The sequence below is a fragment of the Micromonospora sp. M61 genome, from assembly GCF_018070245.1.
Taxonomy (GTDB): Bacteria; Actinomycetota; Actinomycetes; order Mycobacteriales; family Micromonosporaceae; genus Micromonospora; species Micromonospora zamorensis.
This window is the reverse complement of the sequence record NZ_JAGPYA010000010.1, coordinates 98981-119098: the sequence shown is the minus strand read 5'-3', so window position 1 is coordinate 119098 and position 20118 is coordinate 98981. Positions and strand designations below refer to the sequence as shown.

Genomic DNA, 20118 nt, shown 5'->3' with positions numbered 1-20118 from the left:
GCGGGCCGACAGGCCGGCGACGCAGGGCTCTCACTCCGTGCTGGTCGATAGCGCCGCCGCGATGCCTTCCTGAAGCGCGGCAGCACGTGCGTCGTCGAACCCGGCCAGCAGGTCGTGAGCCTCCCGCCAGTGCTGTCCGGCTTCCTCGGGGCGGCCCGTCGCCGTCAGCGCAGCGGCCAGGTGGTCCAGCGTCAGGGCGAGTTGCCAATTGTCGCCGAGCTGTCGGTGGACTGCCGCCGCGCGGAGGTGGAAGGCGATCGCCTCGTCCGCCTGCCCCAGTTCCCGGTACGCCTCGCCGGCGCCATCGAGGGCCATCGCCTCGCGGCTGCGGTCCCCGAGCTGGCGCTGAATTGTGGCCGCCCGGTGCACGGCCTCCAGCGCCTCGGCCTGCCGACCAGAAGCGCGCAGCACTCGCGCATACTCCACCAGCCAATGCCCCAGCCACACCTGGCTCGCGCCCTCGGCGATGGCGATGGCTGACTCGATCGCGGCCCACGCCTCGTCGACGCGGCCGAGTTCCCGCAGGGTCATGCTCAGGAAGAAGAGCGAGTTGCCCTCTTGCCCCCGATCGCCAATTTCCCGTTGCACCACAAGCGCCTGCTCAAGCAAGGCTGCCGCCTCAGTCAGCTCACCCAGCTCGTAGCGAGTCTCGGCGAGGTTGCTCAGCAGCAGGGCCTGCCACCGCCGGTTGCCGAGCCGCTCGAAGATCGCCAGACTCTCGCCGAAGTGGGTGAGCGAGTCGGTGAGACGACGACTGCGCAGACCCAGCAACCCGAGCGCGCTGATTGACACTGCTGTGCCGTACTCGTCGCCGACCTCCCGCCGGATGACCAGTGCGGCCTGATGGTGTTCGGCGGCCTCGGTGAGCTGGCGGGCTTGGAAGTGGGCCTTGCCGAGGCTTTCCAGTGCCTCCGCCTCGCCGCGCCGGTCGCCGAGCGTGCGGGCTGCCGCCAGCCCGATCCGGGCCGTGGCGAACCAACTCTCGAAGGCGTTCTGATGCATGAAGACGCTGCGCAGCAGCGCAGCCAATTGCCAGGCGGTCCGCGGTAGGCCGGCATCGGCCGCAATTCGTGTGGCGGAGACCAGGTTGTCCCGTTCGGCGTCGAACCAGGCGTCTGCCTCGGCGTTGGTCGCGAAGGCGAGCGGTGTGACGTCGGTCAGCGGATCCAACGGTACGGTCCGGTAGAAGGGCAGAGTACGGGCCAGCGCGGCATCGGCGGTGTGCAGATACCAGTTCAGCCCGCGGCGCAGTGCTGCCTGCCGATCCTCTGCGCTCTCCAGGTGCCGGACCTGGTCGACCGCGTAGGCGCGCAGCAGGTCATGGAGTTGGTAGCGTCCCGGAGCGCTCTGCTCCAGCAGGTGCGCGCTGACCAGAGCATCGAGCGGCTGCCTTACGCGGGACACTGCCACGCCGGTCAGCGCGGCGGCGGCCGGGGCGCTGAAGTCCGGGCCAGGGTGCAGCCCGAGAAGTCGAAACAGCCGAGCGGCCGTCGGGTTCAGGGCGCGGTAGGACCAGGCAAACACCGCACGTACGGCGTCGGACTCCTCGTCCTCCTCGGCGGTGAGTGCGTCCCACAGGGCCGACTCGTCTCGTAGATCCTCGATCAGCTCGCCGAAGGGCATGAATGGCCGGCTCGCCGCCCGTTCGGCGGCGATGCGCAGTGCGAGGGGCAGCCGAGCGCAGAGTCGGGCCAGCTCTCTCAGGTCGGCGGGGTCGTCGCCGCTGCGGTAGGGCGAGGTGATGGCGCGCAGCAGGGTGACGGCGTCGTCCTCGGACAACATGCGCAGCGTCAGCCGTCGACCGCCGTCGCGGGTGGCCAGCCCGGAGAGCATGTTCCGACTCGTGACAACGACCAGGCAGTGATCCGTGCCAGGCAGCAGTGGGCGCACCTGACGCGCGGTTGCGGCGTTGTCCAACACCACCAGTACGCGCCGGCCGGCCAGTCGAGAGCGGTACAGCGCCGCCCGTTCATCCAGATCTGCTGGCACCGCTGAAGGTGGAACGCCAAGAGCCCGCAGGAAGCGGTCGAGGATCTGATCCGGCTGCGCCGGCTGGCCCGGATCGTAACCACGCAGGTTGGCGTAGAGCTGCCCGTCGGGAAACCTGCTCCGAATGCTGTGCGCCCAGCGCAGGGCGACTGAGGTCTTACCGACGCCGGCCGTCCCGGTGATCACCGACAGGCTGACATTGACGCTCCCTTCCCCGTCGGTCAGCAGCCGGTTGAGCGTTTGTAGCTCCTCCACCCTGTTGACGAATCCGCGGACATCACCGGGGAGTTGTTGCGGTCGCTCCTGGGAAGCTGCCTCGCCGTGGAAGTGCACACCGCCGTACACGTCGCGGGCCTGGACCAGCTCCGCCGGTCCGGACAGCGCGGACCGGTTCACCTGAGCGGGCCGCTGCCCGGCCCCGTCTGACCCGGCGCCTTCCATCTCTCACCCCGCGCGGGGAGGTCCCAACGGCGCCACCACACGGGCGAAGAACTCGTCGAGCGGCTCACCGCCCTGGTAGAGCGACTCGATGAAGGATTGGCAGCTTGCCACCAAGTCAGGGTCACGCCAGCAGCGGGCGGACGCCAGCACACCGTCGGCGTCGTAGACGGCCTCGTACATCACCTCGGTGCCGAGGGTGTAGATCTCCGGAACCGGTCCACCCGACTCGGCTGCCGCCACCGCGTCCGCGCCGACCACATGGGTCAGACCGCCGTACTCGTGCCGCAGTCGCAGCACGTGCAGCTCCCATTGAAGGTAAGGGGTGAGGGGTTCTTCGGCGACCCGTACCCGTCGGGTGGCGAACCCGCTGTCGGCGATCCGCCGGTAGTAGCTCTGAAATTCAGGGCGGCGCGCGTCGAGGATTCGCAGCGAATCCTCCCACCGCCCGTCGGCAAACGCCTGCCAACCCTCGTCGCCGGGCTCCTTGAAGGTCTGCTGGCGTTCCAGCTTCCAAAAGCCCGGATCGCCGGTCTGCCAGAACCGATCCTCAAAGTCCGCCCAGTAGTCCGCCAGGCGAAGTTGCTCGCCAGGATCCCCGCGGAACAGGTCATGCATCAGGTATATCCACCTTCGCCGCGATCATTGTCGATCGGGGAATGATGATAAGCCGCTCGCCCGGATCCACGGAGACACCGGCTGGGAGTCGTTCCTGATACGTCTCAGTGAGGTCCTGCCCGATCACCGCGATGTCGCCGTTGCTCAACTCCCAGACGTCGGGGCAGCTGCCGTCGCCGGAGGTGTTGCCCAGCTCGTGGGAGGACTTGCCCCATCGGCGCGTGAGCTCGGCGGTAGGGTCCGCTTCCCAACGCTGTCCGCTCACGGCGACCTCCGAGATCAGGTGTTCATGCGAGCACCGAGGGTAACATTGAATCTTCTTGATGACTGTCGCCCGTGTTGCGTCTCCACGAGCCGGGCGCGATGGCGGAAGGCGGACGCATGACAGACCCGATCATGGTCACCGCGGCGACGACGCTCATCGCGTGGGCGACCACCGAGCTGGCCCAGAGTGGGCGGGCGGCGGTGTCCTCCCTGATCGGGTTTCTACGCACCCGGTTTCAGCACGATCCGTCCTCACATGCCGTCATTGAGGGCGCTCTGCAGCAGCCGTCACCGGAGGCCGTGGGTCGCCTCGCCGAGCTGCTCGACAGTGAATCGCGCCGCGACAGGGCCTTCGGTGCTGAGCTGCGTGCGCGGTGGTCGCAGGTCGAGGTCACCCTTGCCGAAGGCGCCGGCGGCGTCGCGAACTCAGTCTCCGGTGACGTTCACGGGTCGGTAGTGCAGGCGCGAGACGTCCATGGCGGCATCCATCTCGGCGACGGCCCGGCCCGCCGCTGACGTCAGGAGCAGCGGCACGTCCCAAGCAGCGACGGCACCACGCCGCACGCGAAGCAGGTTTTCGGCTGAGAAGCACGTACAACCGGACGAATAACCGGCGCCGGCCGGCTGCGGACCGGTCGATGTTATTGACGGCGGAGTTGCGTCGGAAGGGGCCGTTCGTCCTACTCGGATGACGAATGGTTGAGTGCACTGAGAGTTCGACGGAGACCGGAGGTAGTCGTTGCGCTATCAGGTCCGCTTCGAGGGCGAGTTACCCGCAGACGCCTTGCGCCGACGCCTGAGCGAGGACTTCGGCATCCCGCCGGACGCGGTCTACGTGGGGAGGACCGAGGACCGAGCAGTCGACGGCCCTCGGCCGGTCGCGATGCTCAATCCTCCAGACGAGGGCGAGGGTTTCGGCTGGATTCTGACCGGTGACGCCGAACTCGCCGACGCCACCGGGCAGGGGGAGCGGGAGCTGGCCGCCACCTTGGCCCGAACCTTCGGAGTGCGGGCGCTGGTCGACGATGGCAGCATCCACCCCGACCGGTGGCTTCTGGTCAGCATTGATGGCAGCAGTGGGAGGGTCATCACCGACGAGGACGCTGCGGCCGACGGGGACCTGCGGGTCGTGCATGCTCTCGAACCGATCAGCGGTGAACCGCAACTCGCGGTCGTGCCGCCACCGGACTGGGCCCGCGACTGGTGATCGACTATCTGGCGGCGAACCGCCGTTGGATTCGGTCGACGATTGACGCCCTGCGGTAACCCGGCAACTCGACCCGCACCACCTGTGCGAACTCCTGCCGCATCGCGGCGAGGTCAATTGGCCGTCCAGCGAGTTCCGCGCACAGGTCGTCCAAGCGCCATGCGGCGTAGTGTCCATGGCGGACGGCGTAAATGGCCACCGAGTGCAGTGCGAAGGCATCGGTGTAGTCCAGCAGCACGTACCCCAGCAACTGGTCGATGTCGGCCCTCGTCAGCCCGGCCGCACGACTGCCGTCCGACCGGGCCCTTCCTTGGGTGGCCTTGAAGTCGACGAGCACGCCGCCGACGATGAGGTCGGCGTCAGCGTTGAGGTCGGCGCTGCCCTCGAACGTCGATCCGGTGGCCACGGGTCCGAGCGGCAGCCCTGGTAGCAGCGTCTCCACGGCAAGGTCGCGCATCGCGATCAGGTCGGCGACCTCGTCGGCGTTGGCCAATGCCAGCAGGTCGGACGCCCGACTGTCCGGGCCGAGCTGCATCAGGCGGGATCCGTCTACCCGAGCCGCCCGGTACAGCTCGACCAGGAGAGCGAGCGCGTAGGACATTCGTGCCCACCACTCATCAGGGCGCTCAATGAGCCGGGCAGGGCGGATCGGCCCGGTGTGATTGCCGCCGTCATCGACCGCGCCCAGATCGTGCAGCAGTTCCAGGCCAGCCCGTTCGCATGGTGCTCGCCGCGAGCGCATCCCGGCCACTGCGAGCCGGACCGAAGGGGCAGGGTCGATCAGGAATCGCAACCACCAGTCGATGGCCGCTCCCTGCGTCCAGCGAGCGACCGTAGGGGACGGCAGTACCCGGGCCAAGCCGATGGCCTCCCGGTAATCGGCCTGTACGTCGTGGTGGTGCGGGAACGTCGACCGAAGCCACCGGGCCACCGGGCTCTTGGCGTCCCTTACCTCACTGGTGAGCGCGGACACGGTGCTACCCCTCGACTGTTGTTAAGGCAGATCGACAGATCGGAGAAGACGTCTGCCGCCCGCTAGACCGTGAGAGTCTCGTCCTCTTCCTCGGATTGGTGAGCCTGCTCGTAGAACCACTGCAGGTGCTCCAAGAGGGCTGTGGCGGTGGCGCTGTCGGCGAGGACGGTCAGGGGGAAGCTTGGGCGCAGGGTGAGCTTCGCGGCGGCGATGCTCACGCCGGGAAGCTGATTTAGTCGTTGCCGGAATTGCTCACGTAGCGTCACGTCGTCGAATGGCAAGCGACTGGCCAGGTGTTGGAAGACCACCTCGACTTTTCCGCTGGGATAGAGCGTCACGGGCCAGATGTCGCCGTCGCGGTGGCCACGCTCGCGGGCCATCAGGAAGCAGGACGTCTCCGCTCCACCGCCGTAGAGGAGCGTGCCGCCCATCTCGGTCCATCGGTCGAGCAGCGTCAGGGCAGCTCCGGCGACGAAGACGTCCTGCAACACTCCGATCTGCTCAGCGAAGCGGTCGGCACGGGACTGCCCGTCACCAGGTCGCGGCCGAGGCAGCCGTCGGGGCAGTTCGTCGGGGGCTAAGCCGCTCAGTTGCGCCAGCTCATCGAGGTCGATGCGCTGGGTCGGGTCCGCCCGACCCTGCTGGTCGAACAAGACCCCTTCGGCTTGTAGCGCCGCGATAGGGTCGTCCGTTCGTCCGTCGGGCCAACGGAACCCACCGGCCTTCGTTCCCTCGGCCTGCAACACCCGATGAGCATTAGTCACCGGGACGGCGCGCAGCCGGTTGCCGACTGGCTGGGGCGCGGTGCCGATCAAGGCGGCGAGGTCCCCGTAGGTTGTCCAGGATCCGGCCGGCATCGCGGCGAGCGCCGTTTCCATGAGGTCCCAGCGCACCTCAGACTGATCCACCGTCGACCCAGTGGGACCCGGCCAAAGGTTGATGATCCGCTCGGCGAGGGCATCAGCGCGGGCATGAATCTGCGGCCGTCCCCAGCGTTCGCAGGCGATGATGTCCCGAGTGAGGCGGACTCCACTCTTGGCGAGGTCGACCCGCTTGACCGCGAACGGGCTGTTGCCCAACTCGGCGTTGTAACCGGTCAGGGTGAGGTTGCCCAAAGTATGTTTCAGGGCACCGTGTACCTCGACGACGTTCTCGTGGGGTTCGAGGTCCGCAGCGAGCATGCGCTGCCACTCTGGACCCATGCTTTGCGGCAGGACGTGCTCGATGGTCAGCTTCGCCGGGGAGACCGGTTCCTTGCTGTCGTACGACTCCTCCAGCCAGCGCAGCACCAGCGAACGCTGCGACGCCCGCCCGTTGGTGTAGAACGGCAGCGACCGGACCGCGTGACGTACGTCTGCGTCCGTCGCGTAGTACTTGCGCCCGTCTGACAGGTAGGCGTGCACAGCCTGGTCGACCGGCAGGTCCTTGTTCATCTCGGTAACGATGGATACCAGGTTGCGGTTGATGTTGGCCGTAGCGCGGCCAATGAGCAGCCGCCGGACGAGGAAGCTCTCTACGTACCGCATCGCGGAGGCAACCTCTGCGCTGGTCGCGGTGCCCAGGCTGCGCCGTTCCAGCAGATGCAGCAGCAGTGGGTTGACGGTGCTGCTGCCCCAGGCTTGCAAACGTTCCAGCCGGAGACGTACGCCCGGGTCCTGCTCCTTGCTGGGATGCAGGATGCTCTCCAGCAGCGTGCCCAGGTGACCAAACCGACGCACCTCGGCCTCGACGTCGTCCTCCGTGCTGAGCCGGTCGAGCCGCGCCTGCTGCCGCGCGTACGTGTCACCTTGCGTGATCCGCGGATCGCGCTGCACCAGATCTAGCCAGAACAAGTTCTCTAACTCGGTCGAGTTGAACCGCTTCTGTAACGGCAGCCAGTGCGCGTCGTAGACGGTCTTGCTGCGGTTCGACAGGCGCATGAACAGGTAGTTGCGCAGCAGATCGGCCTGGGTCAGCTTGAGGCCCGTGTTGTTCAGCGACTCGAAGATCCGGTAGACGTTGTCGTCGGCATGCGCAATGACCGAGACCAGCGCCAACCCGAAGATCACCGCCTTCTCGACCTGGTACACCTGCACCGCCACAGCCGGCTCCGCTAGCCGGGTACGGAAGAACTCGTACGCGGCGCCGACCGCGCCTCCACCAGCCTGCGCCGATGAGTCCACGCAGGCCAAATAGGCGTCGAGGTCGGCCTGGGTGGGGACGAGCTTCAACCGTCGCAGGGGCTCGTACTTGTTGATTAGATACTGGTCGTTGAGTCGGTCACGGTGCTGGTCGCCGTCGGTGGCCACCAGGTGATCCCGGATGGCGCAAAGCAGGATCGAGAGCGTCGTCAACCGCTGTTGGCCGTCGACCACCAGGAACTCGACGACACCGGCGGGACCGTTGTTGGGGCTGGGGGCCAGTACCAGCGAGCCAATGAAATGGGTCGTCTTCGGGTGTTCAGCACGATCTTCGGTAAGCCGGATAATGTCGTCCCACAGGCGCTCCAGATGGTGGTCCTGCCAGGAGTACGTTCGCTGGTAGAGGGGCACCTGGTATTGCTTCGTACCTTCGAGCAGGCCTTGCAGATTCGTTTGTGCCGCTGCAACCATCGGAAGCCGTCACCTCATCCGTTCCGGATCCATTCCGGCCCGTGATCATAGGGCGGATTACAAAGAGCCGTACACCCTTCCACTGCTGCCCGCAGGAGTGGAAGGGTGCTTGCCGCAACATAACTCGTGGTGGGGGCGCGTTCAGCGTCAGATCCGGCGCATGTCTGTCGCGAATCCGACTCATTGCCGTGACGGACTGTTGCGCAGGTCAACCGCGGTAAGGGGTGAAGTAGCATGCGGCGGTGATCCGTTCATGAGGCCTACCCTCGCCGCCGACACCCTGCGCCGAACCCTCACCCAGTACCTGACCACCACCTTCGGGTTGACCGAGGACGGCGTACGTCATGGTTTGGAGGGTTTTCTCTCCCACCCGGAGCAGGGTATCTTCCGCGGCCCTTACCTGCGGATCCGCACCCCCTTCCGCCCGGCGGAGGGGGACTGGCGGGCGAACCTGGACTGGGCGCCGGCCGGCTTCACCCCTTACCTGCATCAGGCGAACGCATTCGCCCGATTGTCGACGAAGGGCAGGGCCGCCCAGCCGACCCTGATCACCACCGGCACCGGCTCGGGTAAGACGGAGTCGTTCCTGATCCCGGTGCTCGACCACTGCCGGCGGCAGAAGCAGCAGGGCAGGGCCGGAGTCAAGGCGATCCTGCTCTACCCGATGAACGCCCTCGCGACGGACCAGACGTCTCGCATCAACGAGTTGCTCTCCGACCCGGCGCTCAGCCAGGTCACTGCTGGTCTCTACATCGGTGACGTTGCGGCCATCGAGTACGCGCATGTCTTCACCAAGCGGTCGGAGATGCGTCGCACCCCGCCGGACATCCTGATCACCAACTACAAGATGTTGGACCTGCTGCTCCAGCGCGCCGACGACCTGCCGCTCTGGGAGGGCGCCGAGCCGGCGTACGTGGTGCTGGACGAATTCCACACCTACGACGGCGCGCAGGGCACCGACGTGGCGATGCTGCTGCGGCGGCTCGCCGCCGCGCTCGACCTCGATGAGCCGGAGCGGCCGCTCGGGCCGATCTGCCCGGTGGCGACCTCCGCGACGCTCGGTGAGGGCGGCGGCCGGGACGGTCGTACCGCGATCCGTGAGGTCGCAGAGCAGGTGTTCGGCGTCGCATTCGACGCCGGGTCGCTGGTGGGGGAGGACCGCTACGAGGCTGGCGAGTTCATCGCCCGCCAGGACTTCAGCCTGCCACTGCCCACCCCCGAGCAGCTCGCGGCCGTCGACGACCGTGACCCCGAGGCGATGATGGCCGAGGTTGCCGAGCTGGTCCTCGGCGAGCGCTGCCTCGACAACCCGACCCGCCTCGGTGACGTGCTCCGGCAGCATCCGTTGACGAAGGCGGTGCTCGACTCGCTCCAGGCGCGGCCGTGCACCCTCGACGAGATCATCGACGTGCTGCCCCGGAAGAACGCCACCGGCTGGGGCAGCGTGATGAAGACCCCGCCCGAGATCACGGCGAAGGCTCTCGCCCGCTTCGTCGCCCTGCTCTCCGTGGCGCAGAACCCGGAGGCTCCCGGCCGCCCTCTGTTGAACATCGAAACCCACCTGTGGGTACGCGCTGTCTCCCGCCTGCTGCGCGGCACTTCCCACCAGGCCGCCTTCGGTTGGTACGGCGAAGCGCCGCGGGAGCTGGATCCGTACGCCACAGACGCGGACGTGGTTGTGGCCGACAACCGCTACCCACGGTTGCCGGCCATCTACTGCCGGCACTGCGGTCGCTCGGGCTGGATGGCGTTGTCACCGGAGAAGGACCCGCAGGAGCTGGAGACCGACCCGGACAAGATCTACCGCGCCAGCGTCGGTCGGGACAAGCGCCGGGTCCGCGCGCTGATCGCCGCGACCGAGGACGAGGTACGTCAGCGCTCCCGTGGCCTGCTGGTCCTGGAGTACGGCCGTCGAGTGCGCCCCTTCGACGAGCAGCGGGACCGGGAGCCCACCGACGACGCCGTCGTCGTGCTCGGCGACGTTCTCGACATCGACGGCGCCGAGAAGGACCGTTGCCCGTCCTGCGAGCTGGACCACGGCATCCGCTTCCTCGGCGCCGGCCTGGCCACCCTCGCCTCGGTGGCGATCACGCAACTCTTCACCGGTGGGGAACTCGACGAGGCCGAGAAGAAGACGCTGCTCTTCAACGACTCGGTGCAGGACGCCGCGCACCGGGCTGGTTTCGTCGCGAACCGGTCCTACTCGTTCTCGCTGCGTTCCCTGCTCGCCAGCCGGCTGGAGTCGGGAAAGTCGGTCGGGTTGGACGACCTGTTCGCCAAGATGGTCGAGGCGGCGGCACAGCCGGAAATCCTCTCCACCGTGGTGCCGCCAGACCTGCACGATCAGCCCGGTGTCGACAGCCTGCTTGCCGGTGAGCACAGCGGCAGCCGGGAAACGTGGGAGCTGATCAGTGAGCGGCTCGTCTTCGCGACCGTGATGGAGACCGGGCTGCGTTCCCGGCAGGGCCGCACCCTGGAGTTGACCCGCAGTGTCGCCGTCGAGGTTGCCCTCGATGATCCGGCGCGGGCCGCCGCGATCTGCCGGGACGTCCACCTCACCGGCCCCGGTCACCTGGCCGGAATGGCGCCGGACGACGCCCGCTACCTCGCCTTCCTCCGCGGTCTGCTGGAACGGCTACGGACCCGGGGTGCGGTGTTCCACGAGTGGCTGGTGCCGTACCTGAAGCGCGGCGGCACCCGATGGCAGATCTGGGGCGGCCGGCCCGCCGGGATGCCCGCTTTCCCGAAGGGTCTGTCCGCGCCCGCGTTCCTGCTCGCCACGCCGAAGTCCCGCTCGGAGTTCGACGTGATCACCGCGCGCGGCAACTGGTATCAGGACTGGACGTCGCGCTGCCTTGGCCTCGACTCCGGTGACGCTGCCGGCTTCCTCAGCCAGCTGCTGCCGGCCCTCGCCGCAGACGGCGTGGTCGCCGTTGGCGACACCGAGGACGGCAATAAGGTGTACGGGCTGATGCCCGGCCACCTGCGGGTGACCCGACTGGACGACGCTTCCGCCGTGACTGCCGGAGTGGGCTGCGACACCTGCCACTGGCAGCAGACCGAGCACCCCGACCGGGTGGCCGACTGGCTCGGCCAGCCGTGCCGGCAGTACCGCTGCCGCGGCCAACTCCAGGCCGCCCACGACGACACCGCAGCCGACGACTACTACCGGCGGCTCTACCTGGACAGCCCGGTGTTCCGGGTGGTCACCGGCGAACACACCGGCATGCTCACCCGCGCCCAGCGGGAGACGGTGGAGAAGCAGTTCCGCGAAGGCGAGCGCTACACCGACCCCAACGTGCTCTCCTGCACGCCCACACTGGAGATGGGCATCGACATCGGTGCCCTTTCCGCCGTGGTGCTCGCCTCGCTCCCGCACGGTCCGGCCAACTACGTCCAGCGGGCGGGCCGCGCCGGCCGCAAGAGCGGCAACGCGCTCGTGCTGACCCTCGTGGGACGAACCGAGCGGGATCGCTACTACCTCACCGATCCCCGCGACATGATCGCCGGCCAGATCGTCCCGCCCGGCTGCTTTCTCTCCGCCGTGGAGATTCTGCGCCGCCAGTACCTGGCTCACCTGATCGACCTGGCCGCCCGCGGACGACTCGCCGGAGTGCTGCCGATGCCACGGCGGGCGCACGTGCTGTTCGGCCCGACGGGTTGGCTGACGGGCCTCGCCGAAGCTGGTCGACGCGACGGCGGCCGACTGGTGGAGGAATTCCTGGCCCTCTTCGGCGACAAGGTCCTGCGGGCCGCCGCCGACCAGCTGCGTGAGTTCGCGGTGGACGGCATCGTCCACCGGGTCAAGGAAGCCGACGAGATCTGGGAATTCCGGTTGGCCGACCTGCGTCGTCGGATGCAGGAGCTTGCCACCGCCCGGGGCACGTTGGTGCCCAGCGACCCGGACCACGCCCGCGAGATCAAGATGTTGAAGGCCGAGGAGGGTGCAGTCCGCCGCCGCCTGCGAGAGGTCAGCGCGGCTGCCGCCCACGGCACCCTGGTCGAGTTCGGTCTGCTGCCCAACTATGCGCTCATCGACAGCCGGACTGACCTGGAAGCCACCCTGACCTGGGAGGACAAGACCGACGGCGACCGTCGGTTCCACAGCGAACTTCGCGAGTACGCACGTCCCGCCCGCCAGGCGTTGGTCGAGATCGCACCCGGCAACAGCTACTACGTGCGGGGCTACAAACACGAGATCTCCGGGCTCGACGTCGGTCCGGCGGACCGGCCGGCGTACGAGCAGTGGCGGATCTGCGCGCAGTGTGGCTACGTCCGCACCCACCTTGCCAAGGAGGACACCAGCGCCTGCCCGCGATGCGCGGACCCGGGCATCGCCGATCACGGACGACTGTTCCAGGTGCTCCAGCCGACCCGGGTGCTGAGCCGCGACAAGCGCGACGACGCCCGCATCCGTGACGACAGCGACGACCGGGACCGACGGTTCTACGCCACCACCGTCGCCGTCGACGTGGATCCGGCCAAGGTTGATTCGTCCTGGCGGCACGCTCATGACACGTTCGGTGTCGACTACAGCCGGCACGCGATGATCCGGCACTTCAACCTTGGAGCGCAGCGCTACGACCGGGCGGCTGAACTCTTCGCGGGCGAAGAGGTGCGGATCAATCGGTTCCACACCTGCACCGCATGCGGCGGGACCACTGTTGATGGCGTCCCCGCAGTAGGCCAACAACTCGCCGCAGAGGCCTCCGGGTCGACCGTCGTGAAGGGCGCCGAGCACCACCGGCCCTGGTGCCCGCACCGGCGCTCGGCTGCCGCTGCAGACACCCACGTCGATCTCATCCTCGCCCACGAGCTGGAAACCGAGGCGCTGCGCATCCTTATCCCCGCTGCGACCGCCGTCGTGCAGGAGCGCATCGCGTCGTTCGCCGCGGCTATCCGCCTCGGCATCGCCGCGCAGTACGGGGGCGACCCGGCGCACCTTCAAGCCGTGTCGGCCACCATGCCGGATGGGCAGAGCGACGGAACACGGAACTTCGTGGTCGTCTACGACACTCAGCCGCAGGGCACCGGCTATCTGCACCGCCTCGCCAAACCGGAGGAGTTCCGCGCGGTCCTGGAACTCGCGCGGCAGCGAATTGCCGACTGCGTCTGCCGAAACGAAGGCAGGGCGGTGTGTCACCGCTGTCTCCTCCGTCACGCGCGCAACGAGCACTTCGCCCTGATGAGCCGTGACGAGGCGTTGGGCATGCTGGACAAGCTCCTCGACAGTTGGGACGTCCAGGAGGGCACCCGTACGGACGAGATCTCGCTGATCCATCAGGTCGAGAGCGAGTTGGAGATGCGTTTCCTCACCAAGTTGCTGGCGCTTGGCGAGACACCCAACTCGGGCCTGCGGATCGACCGGCGCACCGATCATGACGGCGCGCGCATCGCCGACCTTCGGTTCGTCCGCGACAACGGCCAGAGCGTCACCCACTGGCAGATGAAGCTGCAGAACACCGTTCGGGGCACCCGCCCCGACGTCCACTTCAAGCGCCTCGACGCCCCCTCACCCGAGGTGGCGGTCTATCTGGACGGGTTCAAGTACCACGCCTCATCCCAGTACAACCGGCTCGCCGACGACGCGGAGAAACGTGCCCGGCTGCGCGCCCACGGCTACCTGGTCTTCGCGGCCACCTGGGACGACGTCAAGACCTGGGGGAGCGCGGAGGGGCAGGGGCGGTGGATGCCGTACGGCGGACTGAGCAAGCAGACCGCCAGGGACAAGTTCCGCGGCATGCTTCCTGGCGCGGATCCCGCAGAGCTTGAGGAGACGATCTGGGTCAATCCGATCGAACAGCTCATGCGCTTCCTCGCCGATCCTGATCTCGACCGTTGGCAGCGGCGGGCGGAAGCCGCTCTGTGGGGCATGCTCAAGCAGGCCCGGGACAACAGCACCACCGACTCCGTAGGCGTCGCGGAAAGGTTGAACGCCGCTCTGCGTGGAAGCTCTCTGCCCCCGTCGACCGCGCGGCACATCATGGTCGCCCGATCTCAGGACAACGCAGGCTGCCCGGTGACGATCGTCCTCGACGCGCGCAGCAAACCGATGGCGACGATGTCAGCTCTCGCCGTCATCGACGATCTGCCCGCCGCAGTGGCGGACGAGGGCCACAAGGACCGTTGGGCCGCGTGGCTTGCCTGGGGCAACGTCATCCAGTTCCTCGGCAATGGTGGCGGCGATGCAGGCCAGCTCGCCGTGTCCACACTTGATGCCTTCGAGCCGGCCTCGATGGCGGTCACCGAGGGCACCGGGCTCGTGCTCGCTCAACGCGCTTTGCCGCTTGACGAGGAGACGGCAACGTGGCTTGGCGTCTCGGCGCAGCCGGTCGCCGAGCCCGAGACACTCGACACGGAGTCGCCGTGGCGGGACGTCCTGCGCTATCTGGACCCGGCCGAGAACACCCTGGACCAACTGGTCCAACAGCTCGCGCGGCAGGATCTGCCCGCACCGGTCGTCGGCTACGAGTTGGGCGACCAGGGCTGGCAGGCTGAGTTGGCCTGGCCCGACCGGCGGATCGCGATCGTGCTCACCGGTCCGTCCGACGACCCGGAGACGGAAGATCGCGACCGGGCGTACGCGGAAGCGGGCTGGCACGCCCGTACCGCTCGGGAGTGGTCGGTTGACGAGTTGGCCGCAGAGATCAAGGCGACGAGCGGGGGAGAACGTCGATGAGCACCGGAGCAACGACACTGCGGATGCTGGACCGCGCTGACAAGGAGGTCATGAAGCTCACCCGCGCCGACATCGGAGCGGTCTACGAGTTCATGCACAAGTTCCGGCACAACCCGGAGAACCCGGGGCTCAACCTGAAGGCGCTCAACAGCGACTCCCGGCTGATGTCCGCCCGGGTCAACAAGGACTATCGCGCGCTGCTGCTGCACATCTCCGAGCGCGACTACCTGCTCGTCGCGGTCAAGCACCGCGGTGAGGTGTATGACGACCTCTCCCGGTACGCGTACCGCATCAACCGGATCACCGGCGGCATCGAGGTCATCGACATGGCGCCCGTTGGTGACAGCATCATCGGTCGTGTGGTGCCGCCGGATGTGGAACCGGAGCCCGCGCAGAAACCACTCTTCGACACGTACACCGACTCCCAGCTGGTGGATCTCGGCGTATCCGAGCCGCTGCTACCACAGATCCGGGAACTGACCACCGAGGCCGAGCTGCTGGAACTGCTGGACCGGGCGCCGCAGCTCACCACCGACGTGCTCTTCGCGCTCTTCGACGGCACCCCTTACGACGACGTGCTGCAACAGGTCACGGACCCGGTCCGCGCCGACGAGCCAGTCGACCCCGAGGACTTCGAGGCGGCAGTGGAACGGCCCGCCACGCAGGTGACCACCGACGACGAGGCGTTGCAGGCGATGCTCGGCGAAGCCTTCGAACGGTGGCAGATCTTCCTGCACCCCACTCAGCGCAAGCTGGTCGAGCGCCGCTACAACGGTCCGGCACGGGTCGGTGGTGGCCCGGGCACCGGCAAGACGATCGTCGCTCTGCACCGCGTGGCGCACCTCGCCCGGCAGTTGCCAGACGGATCGGACAAGCCGATCCTGCTCACCACCTTCAACCGGAATCTGGCTGCCGACCTGCGGACCCGGCTCATGGCGTTGGGTGGGCAGGAGTTGGTGTCGCGCGTCGACATCGTCAACATCGACCGGTTGGCCAGCAGGGTGGTGGCCGAAGCCAAGGCAGGTGGCAGCCGCCGGGTGGTGGATGACAATCGGGTCCTTGAGCTGTGGGACGAGTTCCTCATCGAGACCGGCGAGACTGCCTGGGAGGCGGAGTTCCTTGCCGCTGAGTGGACCCAGGTGATCCTCGGTCAGGTGCTCAACTCGCGGACGGACTACTTCAAGGCCCGCCGCCCCAACCGCGGTCGCAGCCTCTCGCGGATCGAGCGGGACCAGATCTGGCAGTTGACCGAACGCTTCACCACCTGGCTGGAGAATCGCGGCGTCTGGACCTGGCGCCAGGTGGCACAACGGGCTGCCCGCCTCGAAATGGACCGCACAGCCCAGAACACTGGCGTCGCCGGCGAGTCGTCCGGCGGGTTCTACCGGCCGCGTTACCGCCACGTGGTGGTCGACGAGGCGCAGGACCTCAGCGCCGCCCACTGGAAGATGCTGCGTGCCATGGTCGCCCCAGGCCCGGACGACATGTTCCTCACCGGCGACACCCACCAGCGCATCTACGACAACCACGTCACGTTGAGCAGCCTCGGCGTCAACATTCGCGGTCGGTCGTCCCGGCTCACCCTGAGCTACCGCACGACCCGGCAGATCCTCGCCGATGCGCTGCAGATCATGACGGGGGAGGTGTACGACGACCTCGACGGCGGTGAGGAGGACCTGGCCGGCTACCGGTCGCTGCTGCGTGGTGGCCGACCCGTGTTCCGTGGCGCCGCGACGTGGGCGCAGGAGCGGGATCTGATCGTCGAGCAGTTACGCGGTTGGGGCAGTCCGACGGACGGCTCGGTTGCCATCTGCGTACCGACCAGGGACCTGGCGGCGGAGGTCATCAGCCGACTGGAGGCTGATGGCCTGGACGTGGTGGAGATCGGCCCGGACGGCCCGAAGCGCCCTGACGGCGTGCACATCGGCACCATGCACCGGTTCAAGGGCCTCGAGTATCAGCGCATGATCATCGCTGGGGTCAGCGACGGCCTGGTGCCTCGGCAGATGATCAGCAGGTACCGGGACACCGACCCGAAGCGCTACCAGCGCGAACGCCAGCGTGACCGGTCGTTGCTGTTCGTCGCCGCCACCCGTGCGCGTGACGAGCTTGCGGTGTTCTGGCACGGCACGCCCAGCCCGTTCCTGACCGGGCGGCTCGTGCAGCGACAGCTAGCCTGATTGCCGCTCCTGCTCAGCGGGATCGGCGTGGGATGCGGGGAGGCTGTAGGTGCAGGCGGGGGATCGTGTCGGTGATCGGTACGAGTTGACGTATCCGGTCGGTCGCGGAGGAATGGGTCAGGTCTGGGCCGGCTTCGACGAGCGACTCGACCGGCCGGTGGCGATCAAGTTTCTCTGGCAGTTGGAGGTGCCGGAGGACGAGCGTGAGACGGCGGGCAAGCGCTTCCGGCGGGAGGCGAGAGCAACCGCCAGGCTCGACCATCCTGGCGTGCCGGCCGTGCACGACCTGGGCGTGCACGGTGAAGACCTCTTCCTCGTCATGCAGCTCGTGCCGGGGATCGTCCTCGCCGACCACATCGCCGAGCAGGAACGACTGCCTGTCGGCGAGGCGGCTTCCATTGCCGCGCAGGTCTGTTCGGTGCTCGTGGCCGCCCACGCCGCCTCCCTCGTACACCGTGACCTGAAGCCCCAGAACCTCATGATCACCCCGTCGAAGGTGGTCAAGGTGCTCGATTTCGGTGTGGCGGCGCTGCTCGGCCCGGCCGAGGCATCCCGCCTCACCGCAACCGGGCGGACGCTCGGGACCCCCGCCTACATCGCACCCGAGCAGGCCCAGGGTGGCCCTGTCGGGCCTTCTGCCGACCTGTACGCCTTGGGCTGCATCCTTTTCGAGATGCTTGGTGGGAACCCTCCGTATGAGGCGGTAAACGCCCCGGACATGATGCGCCGTCATATCAATGCGCCCATTCCCATCATCACTGAATATCGATCGGACGTCCCCGATGACCTGGCGCACCTCATCTACTGCCTGCTGGCCAAGGACCCAGCGGAAAGACCAGCATCGGCCGGTGAGGTTCGTCAGCTCCTGATGCCTTTCCTCGACGACGGCGACTCTCCGGGGCTGGTGGCCGCCCGAACGGACAACACGTTCTCCAGCACTGCCGCGCACACCGCCCCCGTCCCGGTTCCGCTGCAGAGATCCCCACAGAACCTGGTGGAGTTGCGGGCGCAGGCGAGGGAGCTCGCCGAGAACGAGCGTTTCGTGCAGGCAGCCGAGATGTTGGAGCGGGCCCTCCGCATGGTGCCCCAAGGTGGCGAGCGGCTCGCCACCGAGATCGTGGCGCTACGAGTGGATCTCGCGAACCTCTTGATGCTCGCAGGTGACTTCCGGCAAGCGCATCACGCGTTCGCGGCGCTGGCTCGAGACCTCGATCAGTCGGACGAGGAGCAGGATCTTGTCGAGGAGTGCCGACAGCAGGCGTTGGCATGCAAGCTTGAAATAGGCGAATCCACCGACGCCAGCGGTCCGCTCTCAATCCGCTGACGTTCCACCCCGCAACACTGCATCAGCCTCTCCTGCAACTCACACTGATTGCAGCAAAGAAAATCAATGCACACCGGCGAAATCGCTGCCTGAAACATTGCGTCTCCACTCCCGCCCATCGCAGGCTGATCCCAGCACGGCGGCCGGCCGGTCCCCCCCGAACGGCCGCCGTGCTTCCCCGAACAACCCACGTTGAGCGGGCGTGATGCCGTACCGCCGAGAGCAGCTGCGGTGTCCGGGCGGGGTGTGTCTGCCGCACCAGATGGGCGAGCATGCCCGCCCTGTCCACGATCAGGAAGGCGGATGGACATGAACGCTCGCAACCAGCGACCAACCCCAGTCGGCGGTGGCGCGACCTACCGTTCTGCCGCGTACACCAGTCTGTTGCCGTGGCAGGTGCGCGAGCGCCGCTTCGCGCCGACCGGGCTCGGGCGTCGCGGTCTGAACCCCGACGACGTGTACGCCTTCCTCGACCGGGTCGCCGTCGACATGGCAGCCGTCTACGCGGCTCTCGCCGAGAGCCGCCGCGAGACGGCCCGGATCAAGGGCGCGCTGCGTCGCTGGCAGACCGATCAGGCCCGTGCCCGCAACGAGCGGGACCAGGCCCGATGAGCCAGCGGTACGTCATTCACCTGCCCGTCGTCGCCAACGACCTGCCTGCCGCGCAACGGCTGGCCAGGGTCATCGGCCGGTGGATGCTGGTGCTGCCGATGGCCGACCCGGGGGAGACGACCGTCTCCGAGGAGGACCAGCAGTTCCTCCGCCACCGGGTCTTCTGCGACCTGCGGATGCGTGGCGGCCGGCGCTGCCTCCTCCGCGACGGCCACGACGGCGACTGCACCCGTCGGCTGCGCCGCTGACGCAACCAGACGATCCGGCACCTCAACTGCCCGTTGTGCCGAGTGCGGTGATGATCATCAGGCCGCTAGCGTGCGCAGCACGGGAGGTGGCGTGGATGGTCGCTCGGCGTTGGGACGCCAGGTTCGAAGAGGAGCACCTTGTCCTCCGGCGTTGGCGGTTGCTGCCGTGGCCGAAGGCCTACGTTAGGCGGATACCGCTGGCCGCGATCCTCGGCATCTGGTCAGTCACCGCGACCGAACAGGCGAAGCGACACGCTCAACTCTCCATTCAGGACACGTCGGCGCCGGACCTGACCGAGGCCATCCCGGTCGGTTTCACGCGGGAGCAGTGGAAGTTCGCCGGCTGGTTCATGGAGGAACGGCGAGCCGGCGGACGGCGAGCGGGGGAACGACGAGCCTCCCCGACCAGGCCGCCGCAAGTCCGCGGGGTGGCATCGCCGGGTCAGGTGTCTCTGTCCCGCCCGGCGGCCGACGTTGCGGCCCTGTCGCGGCAACGGGCGCAGCTGGCGGCCGCCTTACGAGCCCACCTTTCGGCCCGGCAGACCTCCACCAACCTAAGCGTCCCGTCGACGACGCCGGTGATGCGAGCCGGCGATGGCCGGAGACCGGTGTGGCTGTGGATTGAGAATGGGGAGATCCATGGGTCACTCGTTCCGGCCGGCAACGCCTCGCCGCGCAATCTGACCCCAGCCGACGTCGCCTATCTCCTGCTCGCTGACCCGTCCCGGGCAATGCCGGCTATCCGCGCGTTGACGGGCGCCACCGACAGCCAGCAAGCTCAGGCTCAGCTACAGAGCTGGCGGCGGACAGACCCGGTCGTCGTCAACCTGAGCGCCTCCGACCTCGCCGGGCGGCGAGTGGCAGAGGCCCAACAGAAGCCGGGCCGGAGCAACCCGGACGGCACTGTGCGGACCGTGTCGGGTGGCCTTCCGAGTCTGAACAAGCGCCGACGCTGAGCACCAGCGACGGAGACTCCGGCACGTGTCGGGCCGGCC

Annotated in this window: 13 protein-coding genes; 8 read left to right on the top strand and 5 right to left on the bottom strand. The window is 67.9% G+C overall.

Annotated features, from left to right (window positions below; translation table 11 throughout):
- Positions 1-30: 30 nt before the first annotated feature.
- From KBX34_RS08300 to KBX34_RS08290, 3 genes are read right to left on the bottom strand one after another with little or no spacing between them, the layout of a single operon-like run.
- The gene (locus KBX34_RS08300; protein WP_210924223.1) at positions 31-2385 is read right to left on the bottom strand and encodes a tetratricopeptide repeat protein; all 2355 of its coding nucleotides are present in this window, start codon (positions 2383-2385) and stop codon (positions 31-33) included.
- 48 nt (positions 2386-2433) lie between these two features.
- Positions 2434-3045, bottom strand: a complete 612-nt coding sequence (locus KBX34_RS08295; RefSeq protein WP_210924221.1) for a DUF6879 family protein — start codon at positions 3043-3045, stop codon at positions 2434-2436.
- The gene (locus tag KBX34_RS08290) at positions 3038-3310 is read right to left on the bottom strand and encodes a hypothetical protein (protein WP_088948721.1); all 273 of its coding nucleotides are present in this window, start codon (positions 3308-3310) and stop codon (positions 3038-3040) included. Before KBX34_RS08290 ends, KBX34_RS08295 begins: the two co-directional genes overlap by 8 nt.
- 116 nt (positions 3311-3426) lie before the next feature.
- Here KBX34_RS08290 and KBX34_RS08285 point away from each other — a divergent pair, with 116 nt between their 5' ends.
- Together KBX34_RS08285 and KBX34_RS08280 are read left to right on the top strand one after the other, a co-directional pair.
- Positions 3427-3825, top strand: a complete 399-nt coding sequence (locus KBX34_RS08285) for a hypothetical protein (protein ID WP_143743236.1) — start codon at positions 3427-3429, stop codon at positions 3823-3825.
- 223 nt (positions 3826-4048) lie between these two features.
- A complete protein-coding gene (locus tag KBX34_RS08280; RefSeq protein WP_210924219.1) occupies positions 4049-4516 on the top strand; it encodes a hypothetical protein in 468 nt (155 codons plus the stop codon).
- A gap of 4 nt (positions 4517-4520) precedes the next feature.
- Here KBX34_RS08280 and KBX34_RS33440 read toward each other — a convergent pair whose 3' ends face one another.
- Together KBX34_RS33440 and KBX34_RS08270 are read right to left on the bottom strand one after the other, a co-directional pair.
- Positions 4521-5117: a hypothetical protein gene (locus KBX34_RS33440; protein ID WP_247671590.1), complete on the bottom strand. Its 597-nt coding sequence runs from the start codon at positions 5115-5117 to the stop codon at positions 4521-4523.
- A gap of 434 nt (positions 5118-5551) precedes the next feature.
- Positions 5552-8080 (bottom strand): DUF262 domain-containing protein, encoded by a 2529-nt coding sequence (locus tag KBX34_RS08270; RefSeq protein WP_210924216.1) that lies wholly within the window; start codon positions 8078-8080, stop codon positions 5552-5554.
- A gap of 253 nt (positions 8081-8333) precedes the next feature.
- Between KBX34_RS08270 and KBX34_RS08265 the strand changes: the two genes are divergently transcribed.
- The 6 genes from KBX34_RS08265 (at position 8334) to KBX34_RS33435 (ending at position 20079) form a co-directional block, all read left to right on the top strand.
- The gene (locus tag KBX34_RS08265) at positions 8334-14759 is read left to right on the top strand and encodes a DEAD/DEAH box helicase (RefSeq protein WP_210924214.1); all 6426 of its coding nucleotides are present in this window, start codon (positions 8334-8336) and stop codon (positions 14757-14759) included.
- A complete protein-coding gene (locus KBX34_RS08260; RefSeq protein WP_210924212.1) occupies positions 14756-16939 on the top strand; it encodes a UvrD-helicase domain-containing protein in 2184 nt (727 codons plus the stop codon). Before KBX34_RS08265 ends, KBX34_RS08260 begins: the two co-directional genes overlap by 4 nt.
- Positions 16940-16988: 49 nt before the next feature.
- Positions 16989-18263, top strand: coding sequence for a serine/threonine-protein kinase (locus KBX34_RS08255; protein WP_210924210.1), 1275 nt, complete (start codon positions 16989-16991; stop codon positions 18261-18263).
- A 303-nt stretch (positions 18264-18566) separates the two neighbouring features.
- Positions 18567-18875 carry a DivIVA domain-containing protein gene (locus KBX34_RS08250; protein WP_210924208.1) on the top strand — a complete coding sequence of 103 codons (309 nt, stop codon included), beginning with the start codon at positions 18567-18569 and terminating at the stop codon, positions 18873-18875.
- On the top strand, positions 18872-19123 hold the full coding sequence (locus KBX34_RS08245; protein ID WP_210924206.1) for a hypothetical protein: 252 nt from the start codon (positions 18872-18874) through the stop codon (positions 19121-19123). Before KBX34_RS08250 ends, KBX34_RS08245 begins: the two co-directional genes overlap by 4 nt.
- A 95-nt stretch (positions 19124-19218) precedes the next feature.
- Complete coding sequence (locus KBX34_RS33435; protein ID WP_247671589.1) at positions 19219-20079, top strand: hypothetical protein; 861 nt, start codon at positions 19219-19221, stop codon at positions 20077-20079.
- Positions 20080-20118: the final 39 nt, after the last annotated feature.

Bases quoted from the DNA above. Each gene is read 5' to 3' on its own strand.
- KBX34_RS08295 (WP_210924221.1), bottom strand. From the start codon at position 3,045: ATGCATGACCTGTTCCGCGGGGATCCTGGCGAGCAACTTCGCCTGGCG.
- KBX34_RS08285 (WP_143743236.1), top strand. From the start codon at position 3,427: ATGACAGACCCGATCATGGTCACCGCGGCGACGACGCTCATCGCGTGG.
- KBX34_RS33440 (WP_247671590.1), bottom strand. From the start codon at position 5,117: ATGTCCTACGCGCTCGCTCTCCTGGTCGAGCTGTACCGGGCGGCTCGG.
- KBX34_RS08270 (WP_210924216.1), bottom strand. From the start codon at position 8,080: ATGGTTGCAGCGGCACAAACGAATCTGCAAGGCCTGCTCGAAGGTACG.
- KBX34_RS08265 (WP_210924214.1), top strand. From the start codon at position 8,334: ATGAGGCCTACCCTCGCCGCCGACACCCTGCGCCGAACCCTCACCCAG.
- KBX34_RS08260 (WP_210924212.1), top strand. From the start codon at position 14,756: ATGAGCACCGGAGCAACGACACTGCGGATGCTGGACCGCGCTGACAAG.
- KBX34_RS08250 (WP_210924208.1), top strand. From the start codon at position 18,567: ATGGACATGAACGCTCGCAACCAGCGACCAACCCCAGTCGGCGGTGGC.
- KBX34_RS08245 (WP_210924206.1), top strand. From the start codon at position 18,872: ATGAGCCAGCGGTACGTCATTCACCTGCCCGTCGTCGCCAACGACCTG.
- KBX34_RS33435 (WP_247671589.1), top strand. From the start codon at position 19,219: ATGGTCGCTCGGCGTTGGGACGCCAGGTTCGAAGAGGAGCACCTTGTC.